The 16,648-nt window shown below is 69.1% G+C and carries 18 protein-coding genes and 1 rRNA gene; 15 read left to right on the forward strand and 4 right to left on the reverse strand.

Annotated elements, in window-relative coordinates; translation table 11 throughout:
• Position 1: 1 nt before the first annotated feature.
• Complete coding sequence (locus DMC64_RS24025) at positions 2-346, reverse strand: hypothetical protein (protein WP_037345665.1); 345 nt, start codon at positions 344-346, stop codon at positions 2-4.
• 214 nt (positions 347-560) lie between these two features.
• Here DMC64_RS24025 and lpdA point away from each other — a divergent pair, with 214 nt between their 5' ends.
• The 8 genes from lpdA to DMC64_RS24065 all read left to right on the forward strand — a co-directional run bounded on the left by lpdA (position 561) and on the right by DMC64_RS24065 (position 8,165).
• The gene (gene lpdA / locus DMC64_RS24030) at positions 561-1,934 is read left to right on the forward strand and encodes a dihydrolipoyl dehydrogenase (protein ID WP_037344695.1); all 1,374 of its coding nucleotides are present in this window, start codon (positions 561-563) and stop codon (positions 1,932-1,934) included.
• 56 nt (positions 1,935-1,990) lie between these two features.
• Complete coding sequence (sucB, locus tag DMC64_RS24035) at positions 1,991-3,742, forward strand: 2-oxoglutarate dehydrogenase, E2 component, dihydrolipoamide succinyltransferase (RefSeq protein WP_125735355.1); 1,752 nt, start codon at positions 1,991-1,993, stop codon at positions 3,740-3,742.
• Between the two features lie 212 nt (positions 3,743-3,954).
• Positions 3,955-5,037, forward strand: coding sequence for a serine hydrolase (locus DMC64_RS24040; protein WP_125735356.1), 1,083 nt, complete (start codon positions 3,955-3,957; stop codon positions 5,035-5,037).
• Between the two features lie 22 nt (positions 5,038-5,059).
• The gene (locus tag DMC64_RS24045; protein WP_125735357.1) at positions 5,060-5,560 is read left to right on the forward strand and encodes a helix-turn-helix transcriptional regulator; all 501 of its coding nucleotides are present in this window, start codon (positions 5,060-5,062) and stop codon (positions 5,558-5,560) included.
• 14 nt (positions 5,561-5,574) lie between these two features.
• On the forward strand, positions 5,575-6,459 hold the full coding sequence (locus tag DMC64_RS24050) for a TIGR01777 family oxidoreductase (RefSeq protein WP_125735358.1): 885 nt from the start codon (positions 5,575-5,577) through the stop codon (positions 6,457-6,459).
• Positions 6,456-7,070 carry a phosphatase PAP2 family protein gene (locus tag DMC64_RS24055; RefSeq protein ID WP_125735359.1) on the forward strand — a complete coding sequence of 205 codons (615 nt, stop codon included), beginning with the start codon at positions 6,456-6,458 and terminating at the stop codon, positions 7,068-7,070. Before DMC64_RS24050 ends, DMC64_RS24055 begins: the two co-directional genes overlap by 4 nt.
• Positions 7,071-7,080: 10 nt before the next feature.
• Positions 7,081-7,824, forward strand: coding sequence for a lipoyl(octanoyl) transferase LipB (gene lipB, locus DMC64_RS24060; protein ID WP_125735360.1), 744 nt, complete (start codon positions 7,081-7,083; stop codon positions 7,822-7,824).
• 59 nt (positions 7,825-7,883) lie between these two features.
• Positions 7,884-8,165: a hypothetical protein gene (locus DMC64_RS24065; protein WP_016336083.1), complete on the forward strand. Its 282-nt coding sequence runs from the start codon at positions 7,884-7,886 to the stop codon at positions 8,163-8,165.
• 59 nt (positions 8,166-8,224) lie between these two features.
• On the opposite strand, the gene DMC64_RS24070 is transcribed toward DMC64_RS24065, so the two are convergent.
• Both DMC64_RS24070 and DMC64_RS24075 read right to left on the reverse strand, forming a co-directional pair.
• Entirely contained in the window at positions 8,225-9,160 is a 936-nt protein-coding gene (locus tag DMC64_RS24070; protein WP_037344674.1) for an LLM class F420-dependent oxidoreductase, read from the reverse strand.
• Positions 9,161-9,184: 24 nt separating this feature from the next.
• Positions 9,185-9,802 carry a TetR/AcrR family transcriptional regulator gene (locus DMC64_RS24075; protein ID WP_016336085.1) on the reverse strand — a complete coding sequence of 206 codons (618 nt, stop codon included), beginning with the start codon at positions 9,800-9,802 and terminating at the stop codon, positions 9,185-9,187.
• Between the two features lie 132 nt (positions 9,803-9,934).
• Between DMC64_RS24075 and DMC64_RS24080 the strand changes: the two genes are divergently transcribed.
• The 7 genes from DMC64_RS24080 to DMC64_RS24110 all read left to right on the forward strand — a co-directional run bounded on the left by DMC64_RS24080 (position 9,935) and on the right by DMC64_RS24110 (position 16,158).
• A complete protein-coding gene (locus DMC64_RS24080) occupies positions 9,935-10,465 on the forward strand; it encodes a hypothetical protein (RefSeq protein ID WP_125735361.1) in 531 nt (176 codons plus the stop codon).
• Between the two features lie 43 nt (positions 10,466-10,508).
• Positions 10,509-11,465, forward strand: coding sequence for an oxidoreductase (locus DMC64_RS24085; protein ID WP_125735362.1), 957 nt, complete (start codon positions 10,509-10,511; stop codon positions 11,463-11,465).
• Between the two features lie 37 nt (positions 11,466-11,502).
• Positions 11,503-12,504 carry a lipoyl synthase gene (gene lipA / locus DMC64_RS24090; protein WP_043848287.1) on the forward strand — a complete coding sequence of 334 codons (1,002 nt, stop codon included), beginning with the start codon at positions 11,503-11,505 and terminating at the stop codon, positions 12,502-12,504.
• 61 nt (positions 12,505-12,565) lie between these two features.
• Positions 12,566-13,228 (forward strand): DedA family protein, encoded by a 663-nt coding sequence (locus tag DMC64_RS24095; RefSeq protein WP_037344669.1) that lies wholly within the window; start codon positions 12,566-12,568, stop codon positions 13,226-13,228.
• A gap of 9 nt (positions 13,229-13,237) precedes the next feature.
• Positions 13,238-14,104, forward strand: a complete 867-nt coding sequence (locus DMC64_RS24100) for a patatin-like phospholipase family protein (RefSeq protein ID WP_125735363.1) — start codon at positions 13,238-13,240, stop codon at positions 14,102-14,104.
• 92 nt (positions 14,105-14,196) lie between these two features.
• Complete coding sequence (locus tag DMC64_RS24105) at positions 14,197-15,396, forward strand: Ig-like domain-containing protein (RefSeq protein WP_125735364.1); 1,200 nt, start codon at positions 14,197-14,199, stop codon at positions 15,394-15,396.
• Positions 15,397-15,411: 15 nt separating this feature from the next.
• Positions 15,412-16,158 (forward strand): Sir2 family NAD-dependent protein deacetylase, encoded by a 747-nt coding sequence (locus tag DMC64_RS24110; RefSeq protein WP_125735365.1) that lies wholly within the window; start codon positions 15,412-15,414, stop codon positions 16,156-16,158.
• A gap of 367 nt (positions 16,159-16,525) precedes the next feature.
• On the opposite strand, the gene rrf is transcribed toward DMC64_RS24110, so the two are convergent.
• A 5S ribosomal RNA gene (rrf, locus tag DMC64_RS24115) occupies positions 16,526-16,642 on the reverse strand.
• Positions 16,643-16,648 lie beyond the last annotated feature (6 nt).

Below are 16,648 nucleotides of genomic sequence, written 5' to 3' on the forward strand. Positions count from 1 at the left end.
CTCAGGCTTCGCCGCGCTTCTTCCGCTCGGTGTACTCCCGCATCCGCTTCGGGTAGCCGACCCGCGCCACCTCGTACACGGGGATCGACCGTTTGTGACCGAACTGCTGCGCCGCGTCCAGGCTCTCGATCCGGCGCCGGGTCCACTCACCGTCATGGGCGATCAGGACGACGGTGGTCTCGGTGACGTTGGTCTTCGGCTCCACGTACGCCTCGACACCGGTCCGTGACGACGCCCAGTCCTCAAGATGCTTGAAGTCGTTTGAAGAGGCTTTCCGCAGCGTACCGGGCTTTTGCCCGCCCTTAGAGCGCCGGCGCAGCGAGTCGAACAGACCCACTCCGACCACCTCACTTCCCATTCGCGTCCGATGTCCATTATCCCGACGCGGGCGTGTGCTCAGCGTGGCGGTCCGCGTGGACCGTGTCCCGTGGGTCACAGCACGCGGCCTAGGTCGCAGCCTCTCCACACGTAGTGACAAGATGGCAAGTGTCCGCGCGCGCGTATACCGCGCGGAGCGGCGCCAGAGCACCACCCCTACCGCTTGCCGAGGAGTTATTGAAGTGACCGACACCTCCGCCGACCTTGTGATCCTGGGTGGCGGATCGGGCGGCTACGCCGCCGCGTTCCGCGCGGCCGAGCTGGGCCTTTCCGTCACCCTGATCGAAAAGGACAAGCTTGGCGGGACGTGCCTCCACCGAGGCTGCATCCCGACCAAGGCCCTCCTGCACGCGGCGGAGGTCGCCGACGAGACCCGCGACGCCGAGACCTTCGGTGTGAAGGCCGTGCTGGAAGGCATCGACATCGCCGGCGTCAACAAGTACAAGGACGGGATCATCTCGCGCCTGTACAAGGGCCTCCAGGGCCTGGCCAAGGCGCACAAGGTGAACCTCGTCGAGGGCACCGGGACGTTCGTCGGCGGCACGACCGTCGAGGTCGACGGCACCCGCTACACCGGCAAGAACGTCATCCTCGCCACCGGTTCGTACTCGAGGACGCTGCCGGGCCTGGAGCTGGGCGGGCGCATCATCGCCAGCGAGCAGGCGCTTTCGCTGGACTACATCCCGAAGAAGGCCATCGTCCTCGGCGGTGGTGTCATCGGTGTCGAATTCGCGTCCGTCTGGGCGTCCTTCGGCGTCGACGTCACCATCGTGGAGGCGCTGCCCCGCCTGGTCCCGAACGAGGACGAGTACGCGTCCAAGCAGCTCGAGCGCGCTTTCCGTCGTCGCAAGATCGCCTTCAAGACCGGCGTGCGGTTCACCGGCGCCAAGCAGGACGACAACGGCGTCAGCGTGTCGCTGGAGTCCGGCGAGACGCTCGAAGCCGACCTGCTCCTGGTCGCCGTCGGCCGCGGCCCGAACTCCGCCGGGCACGGGTACGAGGAGGCAGGCGTCAAGATGGAGCGCGGCTTCGTCCTCACCGACGACCGCCTGCGCACCAACCTGCCGAACGTCTACGCCGTCGGTGACATCGTGCCCGGCCTGCAGCTCGCGCACCGCGGGTTCCAGCAGGGCATCTTCGTCGCAGAAGAGATCGCCGGCCAGGAGCCGCGCGTGATCGACGAGAGCGGCATCCCGCGCGTCACCTACTCGCACCCCGAGGTCGCTTCGGTCGGCCTGACCGAGTCGCAGGCGAAGGAGAAGTACGGCTCCGACGTCACCACCTTCACCTACGACCTCGGCGGCAACGGCAAGAGCCAGATCCTCAAGACCTCCGGTGGGGTCAAGCTGATCAAGGCTCCGGACGGCCCGGTCGTCGGCGTGCACATGGTGGGCGACCGCGTCGGCGAGCTGATCGGCGAAGCGCAGCTGATCTACAGCTGGGAGGCCTTCCCCGAGGACGTCGCCCCGCTCATCCACGCGCACCCCACGCAGACCGAGGCCCTCGGTGAAGCGTTCCTCGCCCTGGCGGGCAAGCCGCTGCACGTCCACAGCTGACGTCTCACCGTCGAAGAACCAGACCAAGCAAGACATATCAAGGGAGTCAGCGAACGATGGCCTACTCCGTCACGTTGCCGGAGCTCGGTGAGAGCGTCACCGAGGGCACCGTCACCCGGTGGTTGAAGCAGGAGGGCGACACCGTCGAGGTCGACGAGCCGTTGCTCGAGATCTCCACGGACAAGGTCGACACCGAGGTCCCGTCCCCGGTCGCCGGCAAGGTCGTGAAGATCAGCGCTCAGGAAGACGAGACCGTCGAGGTCGGCGGCGAGCTCGCCGTCATCGACGACGGGACCGGCGGCGTGCCGGAGTCCTCCGGTTCGGCCGAGCCGGCCGCCGAAGAGGCGCAGCCGGAGCCGGAACCCGAGCCCGCGAAGGAAGAGGCCTCCGCGCCGTCCCAGCCGGACACCGCGCCGGCTTCGGGCGGCGAAGGCACCGAGGTGAAGCTGCCCGAGCTGGGCGAGAGCGTCACCGAGGGCACCGTCACCCGGTGGCTCAAGCAGGTCGGCGAGAGCGTCGAGGTCGACGAGCCGCTGCTCGAGATCTCCACGGACAAGGTCGACACCGAGGTCCCGTCCCCGGTCGCCGGCACCGTGCTGGAGATCCGCGCCGGCGAGGACGAGACCGTCGAGGTCGGCGGGGTGCTCGCGGTGATCGGTGCCGCCGGTTCCGCCCCGGCCCCGAAGGCCGAGCCGAAGCCGGAACCCAAGCCCGAGCCCAAGCCGGAACCGAAGCCCGAGCCCAAGGCCGAAGCGGCTCCCGCGCCGAAGCCCGCCCCGGCTCCGCAGGCCGCCCCGGCCCCCAAGGCCGAGGCGCCGAAGCCGGCGGCGAGCAGCGACAACGGCTCGGACAACGCGCCGTACGTGACGCCGCTGGTCCGCAAGCTCGCGTCGGAGCACGGCATCGACCTGTCGTCGCTGTCCGGCAGCGGTGTCGGTGGCCGCATCCGCAAGCAGGACGTGCTCGCGGCCGCCGAGGCCAAGCAGAAGGCCGCCCCGGCTCCGGCCGCGCAGCCCGCTGCCGCCGCCCCGGCCGCCGCCCCGTCGGCTCCGCGCAAGGCCGCGGTTTCGCCGGAGCTCGCGGCTCTGCGCGGCACCGTGCAGAAGGCCAGCCGGATCCGCCAGATCACCGCCACGAAGACCCGCGAGTCGCTGCAGGTTTCCGCGCAGCTCACGCAGGTCCACGAGGTGGACGTCACGAAGATCGCCAAGCTCCGCCAGCGGGCGAAGGCGGCCTTCAAGGAGCGCGAGGGCGTCAACCTGACGTTCCTGCCGTTCTTCGCGAAGGCCACCGTCGAGGCGCTCAAGCAGCACCCGAACGTCAACGCGTCCTACAACGAGGACACGAAGGAGATCACCTACCACGGTGCGGTGCACCTGGGGATCGCGGTGGACACCGAAAAGGGTCTGCTGTCGGTGGTCATCCACGACGCGGGTGAGCTCAGCCTCGCCGGTCTCGCGCACCGCATCGCCGACCTGGCGGGCCGCGCGCGTTCGGGCCAGATCAAGCCGGACGAGCTGTCGGGTGGCACCTTCACGATCACGAACATCGGCTCCAACGGCGCCCTGTTCGACACGCCGATCATCGTGCAGCCGCAGTCCGGCATGCTCGGTACCGGCGCGGTCGTGAAGCGCCCGGTCGTGATCGCGGACGCCGACGGCAACGACACGATCGCCGTCCGGTCGATGGCGTTCCTGCCGCTGACCTACGACCACCGCCTGGTGGACGGGGCCGACGCGGGCCGCTTCGTCACGACGATCAAGCAGCGTCTGGAAGAGGGCAACTTCGAGGACGAGCTCGGTCTCTGATCCTCCGGTGGTCCGTGAAGGCCCTCGTCCCGCTTCGGCGGGGCGGGGGCCTTCGCCTTTCCCCTCCCCTCTCCCCTCCCGCATTTCGTCCTCTGAATGCGGTCGTTGGCATAACGAACTACCGCATCCAGAGGACGAAATGCGGGGGTTTGACAGCCACCATGAACTCTAGTATTCCGGAATTACGGAAAACAAGAGGGAGGGTGTTGACCATGCTGACCAGACGCCATCTGCTGGCGGGTGCCGCCGCGGGATCGGCCGCGCTGCTGCTGCCGGGGGCCGCGAGCGCGGCCCAGCCGGACACGACGACCGGACAGGGCTGGCTCGACTGGATCGCCGCGCACCGGCACGACGTCTCCGTCCTGATCGACGACGGCGCCGGCCGCCGGGCCGCGCGCAACCCCGACGTCCGGCGCGTCATGGCCTCGTCGATCAAGGTCGTGCATCTCAGCGCGTACGCCGTCGCGGTCGCCGAGGGCAGGCTCGATCCGAAGGAACAGATCCGGATGGGCGACTGGGACGCCCACCACCCGTTCGTAGGCGATGGCCGCGCGCACTTCCTGGCGCTCAACCGGCTGGGTGTCCCCTGTGACGACTACGGCATCGCCAAGGATCCCGAACAGCGCGTCCCCCTGGCCAGGCTCGCCGAAGCGATGATCTTCTTCAGCGACAACGCCGCCACGGACTATCTCCGCACCCGCCTCGGCGACCCGGCCCTCCAGCGCGCCGCGGCGCGGGGCGGCTGGCACCGGCCGGACACCCGTTCGCTCGGCGGCGAGGTCCTGATGCTGATCATGCCGGAGTACGCGCCCCCGCCCGGCAGCCCGGTCGCGGTCCGCCGGGCGATGGGTGACGCGGTCGCGCGCCGCTTCGTCCGCGATCGGGCGTTCCGCGCCGAAGCGCTCAGGCGCTGGCCGGACATGCCGAGCACCCCCGACACCCAATGGCCGTGGATCAAGGGACACGGCCAGGGCTCGGCGGCGGATCTGTTCGCGCTGCACCGCGGTATCGCGAACGGGCTGTACCCGACCGCGCGCGAGATCCTCGCGAGGCCGCTCTCGGACCGCGTGCCCGCCGGAGCGAGCGAAGTGCTCTTCAAGGGCGGAAGCCTGCCGCGCTCGCTGACCACGGGGCTTTCCGTCCGCTGGCCCGGCGGACGTTCGGGCACCGCGGCCATCCTGTTCACCGGCGTCAGCGATCAGGACATCGCGAACGCCCCCGTGCTCCTCGACGTCTTGCTCGCGGCACTGTCCGATCCGGCGCGCTTCGCCGCCCTGGAACGAGCGCTCCGCTGAGGCGCAGGTATAGATAGCCGGTATGGACGCTGAGCTCGCCGACCGGATCGCCGCCCTCGAAGCCCGGGTCGCCGCGCTCGAAGGCCGGCACGGCGAGCACGAGGCCGAGCACGCGGTGAGTCCCGGCGGGATCGTCGGCTACCACGGCGAGCTGACCGAGCCCCTCGAACTGAGCTGGGCGATCACCATCACGCCCGGCCCGATGCTGGGATTCGAGGACGGGCCGCGGGTCGAGGTGCTCGCGGCCCTGTCCAGCACGGCGCGGGTGGCGCTGGTGCGGACGCTGGCCGAGAAGGGCGCGCAGACCGCGCCCGCCCTGCAGGAGGCCGCCGATCTCGGGTCGCCCGGCCAGCTTTACCACCATCTCAAGGCGCTGACCGGCGCCGGGATCGTCGAGCAGGACAAGCGCGGCAGTTACCGGCTTCGTCCCGCCGCGACGATCCCGGTGCTGGTGCTGCTGACCGCCGCGTCGGACGTCGCCGGGCAACTGAAGAACCTGAGCGTGCGGCCGGATCGCGGATAGGACACGATCGGATCATGCGAGTTCTGATCGCGGGCGCGAGCGGACTGATCGGCACCTCCCTGACGACCCGGTTACGCCGTTCCGGGCACGAGGTCGTCCGCCTCGTCCGCCGGGAGGAGCGGGCCGCCGACGAACGCCGCTGGGATCCCCCCGCGGGCGAGATCGCCGACGGCGCGCTCGACGGCGTCGACGCGGTCGTGAACCTCGCGGGCGCGCCGCTGCTGCCCGGACGCTGGAGCGCGGCCCGCAAGCAGGTGCTCCTCGACAGCCGGGTCGAACCGACCGAGGTCCTCGCGGAAGCCGTCGCCGAACACGGGATCCCCGTGCTGGTCAACGCTTCCGCCGTGGGCTACTACGGCGATCCCGGTCCGTCCCTTGTGGACGAAACGAGCCCGGTGGGCCGCGGTTTCCTCGCCGAGCTCTGCACCGCGTGGGAAGGCGCCACCGAGTCCGCGGCCACCGCCGGAGCCCGCGTCGTGCGCGTCCGCACCGGGCTGGTGCTCGCACGCGACGGTGGGCTCCTCGACGTCCTGCGGCCGCTGTTCCGGTTGGGGCTCGGCGGGAAACTCGGCGACGGCAAGCAGTACATGCCCTGGATCTCGCTCGACGACGAGGTCGGCGCGATCGTTTTCGCGCTGGAGAACGAATCGCTGTCGGGCCCGGTGAATCTCTCGGGGCCACAGCCCGCCACGAACGCCGCCTTCACGAAGGCACTGGGCCGCGCCGTGCACCGGCCGGCGATCTGGCAGGTACCCGGGTTCGCCATGAAGATCGCCCTCGGGCAGGCGGCGGAGGAGATGGCGCTGTTCGGGCAGCGCGCCATGCCGCGTGTGCTGGAGGAGGCGGGATACGCCTTCCGCCATCCGACCCTCGAGGACGCGCTGGCCGCCGCGACATGACCTTGCAGCGCGGGCTGTACATCGTCGCCGGAATCCTGCTGCTGGTCGGCTTCGTCACACTCGGGCTGTCCGTCGACGAACGGCCGCCGCCGGTGGACGTCGCCCTCGCCGACGCGTTCCGCGACCAGTACACCCGGCCCGCCGGGCAGGTGGCGGGCCTGGTCACGCACGTCCTCGGCCCGGTGCTGCCGTTCGCGCTGGGCGCCGTGCTGGTGGTGATCGCCTGGCGCCGCCGGGACCTGACCGTCCTGTGCGTCAAGCTGGCCGTCGTCCTGCTGTCGTGCCGCCTGACCAGCCTGATCGCGAAACCGGCCTTCTACCGGGAGCGGCCACGCGAATTCCCCGATCTGAGTTACCCGAGCGGGCACGTGGTCGCCGTCGCGTGCACGGGTTTCGTCGCGGTGCTGCTGTGCGCGTGGACCCGGCCGCGTCTCGCGCGCCTGGCGATCACGATCGCCGCCGCCGCGACGGTGCTCGGCGCCCTCTGCCGCATCGTGCTGGGCGTGCACTGGCTGACCGACACCGCGGGATCCGTACTCGCGGTGGGTGGCGTCGGCCTGATTTCGGCGGCCTGGCTGGGCCTGCTCCCCCTGCCGAAAGACCCGGCGTAGTGTCGCTGACGTGAGCTCTTCGACCACGTCATGCCGTGCCGCCACCGAGCCCGTCGACGTCCGCGAGATCGGGACGATCGACTACACCGAAGCCTGGGACCTCCAGCGCCGCCACGTGACAGCCCGTGCCGACGGCGAGGGTCCCGACACCATGCTGCTGCTGGAACACCCGTCGGTGTACACGGCGGGCAAGCGCACCGAAGCCGAGGACAGGCCGACCGACGGCACCCCGGTGATCGACGTCGACCGCGGCGGCAAGATCACCTGGCACGGGCCCGGTCAGCTGGTCGGGTACCCGATCGTCAAACTCGCCGACCCGATCGACGTCGTGCACTACGTGCGCCGTCTCGAAGAGGCCCTGATCACCGTTTGCGACCAGCTCGGCGTGCACACCGGCCGGGTCGAGGGCCGCAGCGGCGTCTGGATCCCCGCCGACGACCGCGGCCCGGAGCGGAAGATCGCGGCGATCGGCATCCGCGTCCAGCGCGGCGTGACCATGCACGGTTTCGAGCTGAACTGCAACGCCGACCTCGGCGCCTTCGACAAGATCGTCCCGTGCGGCATCCGGGACGCGGGCGTGACGTCGCTTTCCTACGAACTCGACCGCGAGGTCACCGTCGCGTCGGTGCTGCCGATGGCGCGGGAAGCCGTCCTCGCGGCGTTGGAAGGCGAGCTGGCGGTGAGCGACGAGCGCTGGCTGCCGCGCCCCGAAGCCCCGGCCGCCCCCGGCGTCACTTTCGCTCTGCAGAGCTGATTCCTGTGCCAAGCTCCCAGTAGGGCCGTGGAAGCGCCGCGGCCCCACTGGGAGGAATCATGCGCAGGATCGCGTATGCCGCGGCGGTCGCGGCCGCCGTCGGCGGACTGCTGGCCACCCCCGGCGTCGCCTCGGCGGTGCCACCGGGCTGCTGGACCGAGACCAACGGCTCGACCTGGGCCGCGGGCTTCTGTCCGAGCGGGACCTACAAGGTCGTCGTCCAGTACTGCCGGGTGCACTGCACCCGGGAAGAGGGCTACCCGGCGGTGAACGGCAACCCTTCGGGTGTCTCGTTCAGCCCTGGCGGCTCCATCGCCAGTGTGGACGTCGAATACGTCTGAGAAGTACATGAAGGCCCCCTTCCTTGCGCCTGGCGCAAGGAAGGGGGCCTTCATGTACTTCAGTCCAGCTGCGGAGCGACCTCGGAAGCGATCAGCTCGACCTGATCCAGATCCGAAAGGTCCAGCAGCTGCAGGTAGAGCCGGGTGATCCCGGTCTTCTCGCGCCACTGCCCGACCTTCTCGACGACCTCCGACGGCGTCCCCGCGAGCCCGTTCTCCCGCAGCTCGGACACCTCGCGCCCGAGCACCGAAGCACGCTTCGCGACCTCGGCGTCGTCACGCCCCACGGCGACGACGAGCGCGGCCGACCGGATGATCTCCTTGGGGTCGCGGCCGATCTCGCGCGCGGCGTCGTCGACGCGGCCGAACTGCTCGGCGGCGAAGTCCGGGCCGACGAACGGCAGGTTGAACTCGTCCGCGTAGCGGGCGGCGAGCGCCGGGGTGCGCTTCTTGCCGCCACCGCCGATGATCACCGGCGGCCGGGGCCGCTGCGCCGGCTTGGGCAGGCCGGGCGAGTCGACGAGCTTGTAGTGCTCGCCGTCGAAGGAGAACGTCTCCCCCTCCGGCGTCTCCCACAGCCCGGTGACGACGGCCAACTGCTCGGCGTAGCGGTCGAAGCGCTCCTTGATCGGCGGCAGGTCGAGGCCGTAGGCGGTGTGCTCGTCGTCGTACCAGCCCGAACCCAGGCCGAGTTCGACGCGGCCGCCGGACATCTGGTCCACCTGCGCGACCGAGATCGCGAGCACCGACGGATGCCGGAAGGTGGCGGCGGTGACCAGCGTGCCCAGCCGGACCCGGCTGGTCTCACGGGCGAGACCCGCGAGGGTGATCCACGCGTCGGTCGGCCCCGGCAGCCCGGTCGCCGAACCCATCTTCAGGTAGTGATCGCTGCGGAAGAAGGCGTCGTAGCCCGCGTCCTCGGTGGCCTTCGCCACCCGGAGCAGGTCATCGTAGGCGGCCCCTTGCTGGGGCTCGGTAAAGATCCTGAGGTCCACGCCGCAACCCTAGCTATGGCGCGGTCAGCTCGCTTTCCCGTGCTCGGCGGGCGGGACGCGGCGGAAGCCGACGAGCAGCCGCACCAGCACCTCCTCGACCTGGGCGCTGACCTTCTTCGGCTCGGGCGACGAAGCGATCTCGATCGCCGCGCTCGACAACGCGCCGAACAGCAGCCGCGCGGTGACGTCCACCGGGACGTCGTCGACCTCGCCGACCTCGATGAGCGACTGGATCCCGGTGCGGACCAGGCCGAAGCTGCACCGCTCCTCCGCCTCGCGCCAGCGTTCCCAGCCCATCACCACCGGCGCCTCGTGGATCGCGATGCGCTGGTACGCCGGGTCGAGGCAGCTCTGCAGGAAGCCGCGCAACCCCGCGAGCGCCCGCTCCCACGGCGAGGCCGGGCCGTTCATGATCTTTTCGAGCCGGTCGAAGACCTGGCTCTCCACCGTGTCGAAAGCGGCCTCGAACAGCGCCTGCTTCCCACTGAAATGGTGGTACAGCGCGCCTTTCGTCACCCTGGCCCGCTTGGCGATCTCGTCGAGAGACGTGCCGGCGTACCCGCGTTTGGTGAACAGCTCGACGGCACTCTCGACGAGCGCCGACCGGGTGGACTCGGAATAGTCCAGCCGCCTTGACCTCATTGTCGCCACCTTCACAACTTTACGCCGCCGGTCCCGCTCCATACCCATGGTATGTTGGCTGCTGTCAGGTCCGTACCGGGAGTATGCCGCAAACCTGCGGTATGAACCGGGTCACGGAGGGGAGCCCACATCATGAGCTGGAACGACTTCTACCAGCGGCGCGACATCCTCGAAGCCGCACTGCGCCAGGCGGGTCACCACCCGTCCGACGCGATCTCACTCGAAGAAATCCCCGGCGCCACCAAGTACTTCGCGACCGAAGAGGAACTTCTGGTCGCGCTCCGGTACAAGTGGAACCAGGTGTTCGCCGGTCACCTCCGCGCCGAGATGACCGATCCGGACTACGCCGACCAGGACCTCGCGCTCGACCGCGTCGAAGCCGTCACCCGCGCCTGGAACAGCGCCATCGCCGAACACGAGACCCTCCGCGCCGTTCTCGACGCGGCCCTCGAGCGGTGCCCCGCGCTGATCCCGTCGCACGAAGCCGAACTGCGCACGCTCGCGCTGACGGCGGGGCTGGCCGACGGCAAGGAACCGCTCGACGAGATCACCCAGGTCGGCAGCGCGTTCGCCACCCTGCTCCGGCACGGACGGCACGCGAAGCCCGCCCGCCGCCGCAGCCCCATGGGTCACCTGCTCCGGTTGCTCGCGCCGAGCGCCTGATCCGGCGTAGCGGCCCCGCCGACGATGTAGTTAGGTGACCGACATGGCTGCTCACGCGCGCTGGACCGAGGCCGACATCCCGGATCAGACCGGCCGGACCGTGTTCGTCACCGGCGCGAATTCGGGGCTGGGGTTGCGGATGTCCGAGGTGCTCGCGGGCAAGGGGGCCCGCGTGCTGCTCGGCTGCCGGTCGCCGGAGCGTGGCGCCAAGGCGTTGGAGCAGGTGCGCGCGGCCGCGACCGGGGACGCACCCGAGCTCGTCCGGCTGGATCTCGCCGACCTCGACTCGGTCCGCGAAGCCGCGAAGAAGGTCCAGGAACTGACGGGCGGCAAGCTCGACGTCCTGGTCAACAACGCGGGCGTGATGGCGACCCCGCGCGGCCACACCAAGGACGGTTTCGAAACCCAGTTCGGCACGAACCATCTCGGGCACGCGGTGCTGACCTGGCTGCTGATGCCGTCACTGCGCAACGGTTCGGGAGCGCGCGTCGTCACCTTGTCGAGTGTCGCGGCGACGGGCGCGCGCATCGACGTCGCCGACCCGAACTTCGAACGCCGGATGTACAACCCCGGCTCGGCCTACGGCCAGTCGAAACTCGCCAATCAGGTGTTCGCGCTCGAACTCGACCGCAGGCTGCGCGCCGCGGGAGAGAACGTCATCAGCGTGGCGGCGCATCCCGGCTACACCTGGACCGGACTCGGTTCGGGGATGGCCCGTTCCTACCGCAATCCGGTGGTCCGCGCGCTCGTCGCCGGGGGCAACCGGATCGGCGAGATCTTCATCGCGCAGAGCGCCCGTCAGGGCACGCTCCCGCAGCTGTTCGCGGCGACCTCCCCGGAGGCCGAAGGCGGCGATTACATCGGCCCTCGCGGGCTCGGCGGACTTCGCGGAGCCCCGGTCAAGGTGCGCCCGCTGGCCGCCGCGAGGAGCGAATCGCTCGGCGCCGCGTTGTGGGATCTGACCACCAAGTTGACGGGCGTCACCCCCGACCCCGCGTGAGCGGCGACCACTGCTCCGGCGGGCGTAGGGTGACGGTGTGAGTGCTGCCCCAGATGGCCGCAAGCTGTTGCGGCTCGAGGTCCGGAATTCCCAGACTCCCATCGAAAAGAAGCCGTCGTGGATCAAGACGCGCGCCCGGATGGGTCCGGAGTTCACCGAACTCAAAGGCCTGGTGCGCCGCGAAGGCCTCCACACCGTCTGCGAAGAAGCCGGCTGTCCCAACATCTACGAATGCTGGGAAGACCGCGAGGCGACGTTCCTGATCGGTGGCGACCAGTGCACGCGCCGCTGTGACTTCTGCCAGATCGACACCGGCAAACCCGCCGAGCTGGACCGCACCGAGCCGCGCAAGGTCGCCGAAAGCGTCCAGGCGATGGGCCTGCGCTACTCGACCGTCACCGGCGTCGCACGCGACGATCTGGAGGATGGCGGCGCGTGGCTGTACGCGGAGACCGTGCGGCAGATCCACGCGCTGAACCCGGGCACCGGTGTCGAGCTGCTGATCCCGGACTTCAACGCGGATCCGGACCAGCTGGCCGAGGTGTTCGGTTCGCGGCCGGAGGTTTTGGCGCACAACGTGGAGACGGTGCCGCGGATCTTCAAGCGGATCCGGCCGGGTTTCCGCTACGCGCGGTCGCTGGAGGTCATCACGAAGGCTCGTGAGGCCGGTCTGGTGACGAAGTCGAACCTGATCCTCGGCATGGGTGAGACGCCGGAGGAGGTGGCTCCGGCGATGAAGGATCTGGTCGACGCGGGCTGCGAGATCCTCACGATCACCCAGTACCTGCGCCCGTCGCCGCGGCATCATCCGGTCGACCGCTGGGTCAAGCCCGAAGAGTTCGTCGAGCACTCGAACGCCGCCGAGGCCATGGGCTTCGCCGGCGTCATGGCCGGGCCGCTCGTACGCTCCTCGTACCGCGCCGGTCGCCTTTTCGCCCAGACGAAGGCCCACCGCGGCGAGCCGCTGTCGGAGAACCTGGCCCACCTCGCCGCCGAAGGCCCCGCCGCGCAGGAAGCCAGCTCCCTGTTGGCCCGGTGACTCCGGTCACCCTCTTCGCGACATCGCCACCCACCAGGTCACGAATCAGTAAAGTGACCTGGTGGCGTTGGTAACCGATCTTCTGAACTGGCTGCAGGGACTCCCGGAACCGGGACTGGTCGCGGCGACCGGCGGGCTGGTGTTCGCCGAATGCACCATCGGGCTCGGCTTCATCGCCCCCGGTGAATCGGGGCTGCTGGTCGCGGCCACGACGGCGACGTCGGTCTCGCGCTTCCTGACCCTGTGGGCGGTCGTGACGGTCTGCGCCGCACTCGGCGACTCGCTCGGCTACGCGATCGGCAAACGCTTCGGCCCGCGCCTGCGCGAGACGAAGCTGATCCGCAAGTACGGCCTCGATGCCTGGGACAAGGCGACGGGGGTCCTCGAACGGCGAGGCGCTTGGGCGGTGTTCTTCGCGCGGTTCCTTCCGGTGATCCGCACGCTCACCCCGGCCGCTTCCGGGACCTCGGGCCTGCCCTTCCGTAAGTTCCTGCCCGCCGCCGCGGCCGGTGCGGCCTGCTGGTCGGCCATCCACATCGGTATCGGTGCCGCCCTCGGCGAAGCCGCCAAGAAGGTCGAAGGCGCGCTCAACACCGGCGGCCTGGTCATCGTCGGCGTGCTCGTGGGTGTCGCCGTGTTCTTCCTGCTGCGCTACAAGAAGAAGAAAGCGCTCGCGGTCACAGCCGAAGAAGCCACTCCGGCGAAGGTCGGCGCGGACGACTAGATTCCGGGCATGACCGCCCTGAACCTGCCCCAGCCGATCGGTTTCGTCCTCGGTGGCGGCGGAAGTCTCGGGGCGATGCAGGTCGGGATGCTGCGTGCCCTCACCGAAGCAGGCGTCGCACCAGACCTCGTCGTCGGCACCTCGGTGGGTTCGCTGAACGCCGCCGTGCTCGCCCTCGGGGGTGAATCGGGCGGCAGGCTCGACCGGATCTGGTCGCGGATGACGCGGCACGAGGCGTTCCCCGGCGGTGTGCTCAGCCAGGTGCGGACCCTGCGGCACAGCAAGACCAACCTGTTCCCCAACACCGGGCTCGCCGCGATCGTCGACGAGCACATCGGCGAGGGCGTCCGCTTCGAAGATCTCGCGCTGCCGCTGGGTGTCGTCGCGACGGACGTCGACACCGCCGAGCCGCTGCTGATCCGTTCCGGGCCCGTTCTGGCGCCGCTGCTGGCCAGTTGCGCGATTCCGGGGATCTACCCGCCGGTGCCCTTCGGAGAGCGCATGCTCTACGACGGCGGCTTGGTCGCCAACGTGCCGATGCGCCAAGCGCTCGCCATGGGCGCGAAATCGCTCGTCGTCCTCGACTGCGCCTTCCCCGGCAAGATGCCCGGCACCCCGCAGACCTTCGCCGAGGTGATGATGTTCACCGCGATGATCAGCATGCGGAACCAGGCGGTCCTGGAGGCGCCGATCGCTGCGGCCGAGGTGCCCGTGGTCTACGTGCCCGGGCCGAAGCCCGTGCGGGTCAGCCCGCTGGACTTCAGCCACACCGCGGCTTTGACCGCCGAGGCCTACGACGCCGCGAAGACCTATTTGGGTGAATTGAGTGTCGATGGCCCCGGTCTTTATGGTGCGCCCGGTCTCGTCGTGGACTGAGAAGCAACCATCCAGCAGCGATCACGTCTTCATCGTCGCGTAGTTTTGAAAGAGAACTTTCCGCTGATCGAGCGAAGTAAAAAGAGAATCTCATGTTTCCCAAGAAGACATTACTTTCGGCGGCCGGAATACTCGCCGCGACACTGCTGATCTCGGCCTGCTCTTCCACTGGCGACTCCGGTACCTCGAATTCATCCGGCCCGAGCGCCGGATCGGACGAAAGCGCGGTTTCGATCACCATCGACCCGGCGGGTGGGACGAACGTCAATCCGGCGATCCCGGTGGTGGTCAAGGCCGAACACGGCAAGCTGATCGACGTCACCGTCAGCAACGCCGACAAGGGCAACCAGGTGAAGGGCGAACTGGCGAGCGACGGGCTCAGCTGGAAGACCACCGAACCGCTCGGCTACAGCAGCACCTACAAGATCGTGGCGCATGCCCAGGGCACCGACGGAAAGCCTGTGGAGCAACAGAGCAGGGTCTCCACGCTGAGCCCGAAGCAGCAGGCGAACCCGAACCTGATCCCGGCTCCCTCGGCGGTCGCTTCCGGCGGTGTCGGCGTCGGGCAGCCGATCGTGTTCACCTTCGGCCAGCCGGTGAAGAACAAGGCCGATGTGGAGAAGAAGCTGTCCGTGGAGTCGACGCCGAAGCAGGAGGGCTCCTGGTACTGGATCGACGACAAGAACGTCCATTACCGCCCCAAGGTGTATTGGCAGCCGGGGACGACGCTCAAGGTGTCGGCGATGATCTACGGTGTCGATTTCGGCAATGGCGTGTACGGCGCGACCGATCGCACCGAAACGTACAAAGTGCACGATTCCTGGGTCGCGAAGGCCGACGGAAACACCGAGCAGATGCAGATCTTCCACAACGGCCAGCTCGCGAAATCGATGCCCATTTCCATGGGCAAGGACGCCACACCGACCCATTTGGGCGCGCACGTCATTTCGGACAAACACGAGAATTACACGATGGACTCGTGCACGTACGGCGTCTGCCAAGGCCAGCCGGGATACTACAAGTCGAACGAGAAGTGGTCGCTGCGCATCTCCAACGACGGCGAGTTCGTCCACGAGAACCCGAACAGTGTCGGCGCGCAGGGCAGCTCGAACGTGTCGCACGGCTGCATCAACCTCAACGCCGCCAACGCGCAGTGGTTCTACCAGAACATGGGGCTCGGCGACGTCGTCGAGGTGACCAACTCCGGTGGCCCGCAGCTGCCGGTGTGGGACCTCTACGGCGACTGGTCGAAGTCGTGGGCAGACTGGCAGGCGGGCAGCGCGCTCAAGTAGAGGGATGATGGGGCGGTGACCAGCACCCTGAGCACCGCCCGCGCCCTCGTGGCCGGCGCCGGCCGGATCGTCGCACTGACCGGCGCCGGGATCTCCACGGACTCGGGGATCCCCGACTTCCGCGGCCCGCAGGGCCTCTGGACCCGCGACCCGGGCGCGGAGAAGATGTCGAACCTCAAGGCGTACCAAGGCAGCCGCGAGGTCCGGGAGCGGACCTGGCAGGCGCGGCTGGTGCATCCCGGCTGGGACGCCGTGCCGAACGCGGCGCACTACGCGCTCGAGCGTCTGTCGCCGGCGTGGATCATCACTCAGAACATCGACCGGCTGCACCAGAAGGCGGGCTCTCCGCCCGAGCGGGTGCTGGAACTGCACGGGACGATGTTCGAGTCCGTCTGCCTGTCCTGTGACGATCACCGGGACATGCGCGCGACGCTGGAACGCGTCCGGGCAGGCGAGGCCGATCCGCCCTGCCTGGTGTGTGGCGGCATCCTGAAGTCGGCCACCGTCTCCTTCGGCCAGCACCTGGACCAGAACCTGCTCCGGGCCGCGCGTGCCGCCGTCTCCGACTCCGATCTCCTGCTGGTGGCCGGATCCTCCCTGAGCGTGCAGCCGGCCGCCTCACTGGTGAGTGTCGCTTCCCGCGCCGGCGCCGCGGTGGTCATCTGCAACGGCTCCGAAACGCCCTACGACCACATGGCCACCGCCGTCGTCCGCGGCCCGCTCGCCGACTCGCTGCCCGCCCTCGCCCCCTCCCGCATTTAGTCCTCTAAATGCGCCCACCCCGGCCCCCGTCGCGCATTTAGTCCTCTAAATGCGCCCGGCTCGCCCTCTTCTCACGTGCCTGCCCGCGTGACTCGCGTGATCGGGGCCGTGACTCGCGTGATTGCAGGCGGATCTCGCGTGTTGAGAGGGGGATCTCGCGTGATCAGACGGACGACACGCGTGATCGGAGGGACGGCACGGCCGGGGGTTGTGTCGTCCGTCTGATCACGTGTGTTCGCCCTGCAATCACGCGTGTTGCGTGTCTGGACACGGGTGTGGCGGGTTTCGGGTATGAGAAAAGGGCCCAGGTCTGGGAGAACTCTCGGTTCTCAACCAGGCCCTGGGCCCTTTTCTTTTTCTAATGTTAGTCCGGCGGTGTCCTACTCTCCCACAACCCTTCGGTTGCAGTACCATCGGCGCTGTCAGGCTTAGCTTCCGGGTTCGGAATGGGACCGGGCGTTTCCCTGACGCTATAACCACCGAAACACTA

It is taken from the genome of Amycolatopsis sp. WAC 04197 (assembly GCF_003947475.1).
Taxonomy (GTDB): domain Bacteria; phylum Actinomycetota; class Actinomycetes; order Mycobacteriales; family Pseudonocardiaceae; genus Amycolatopsis; species Amycolatopsis japonica.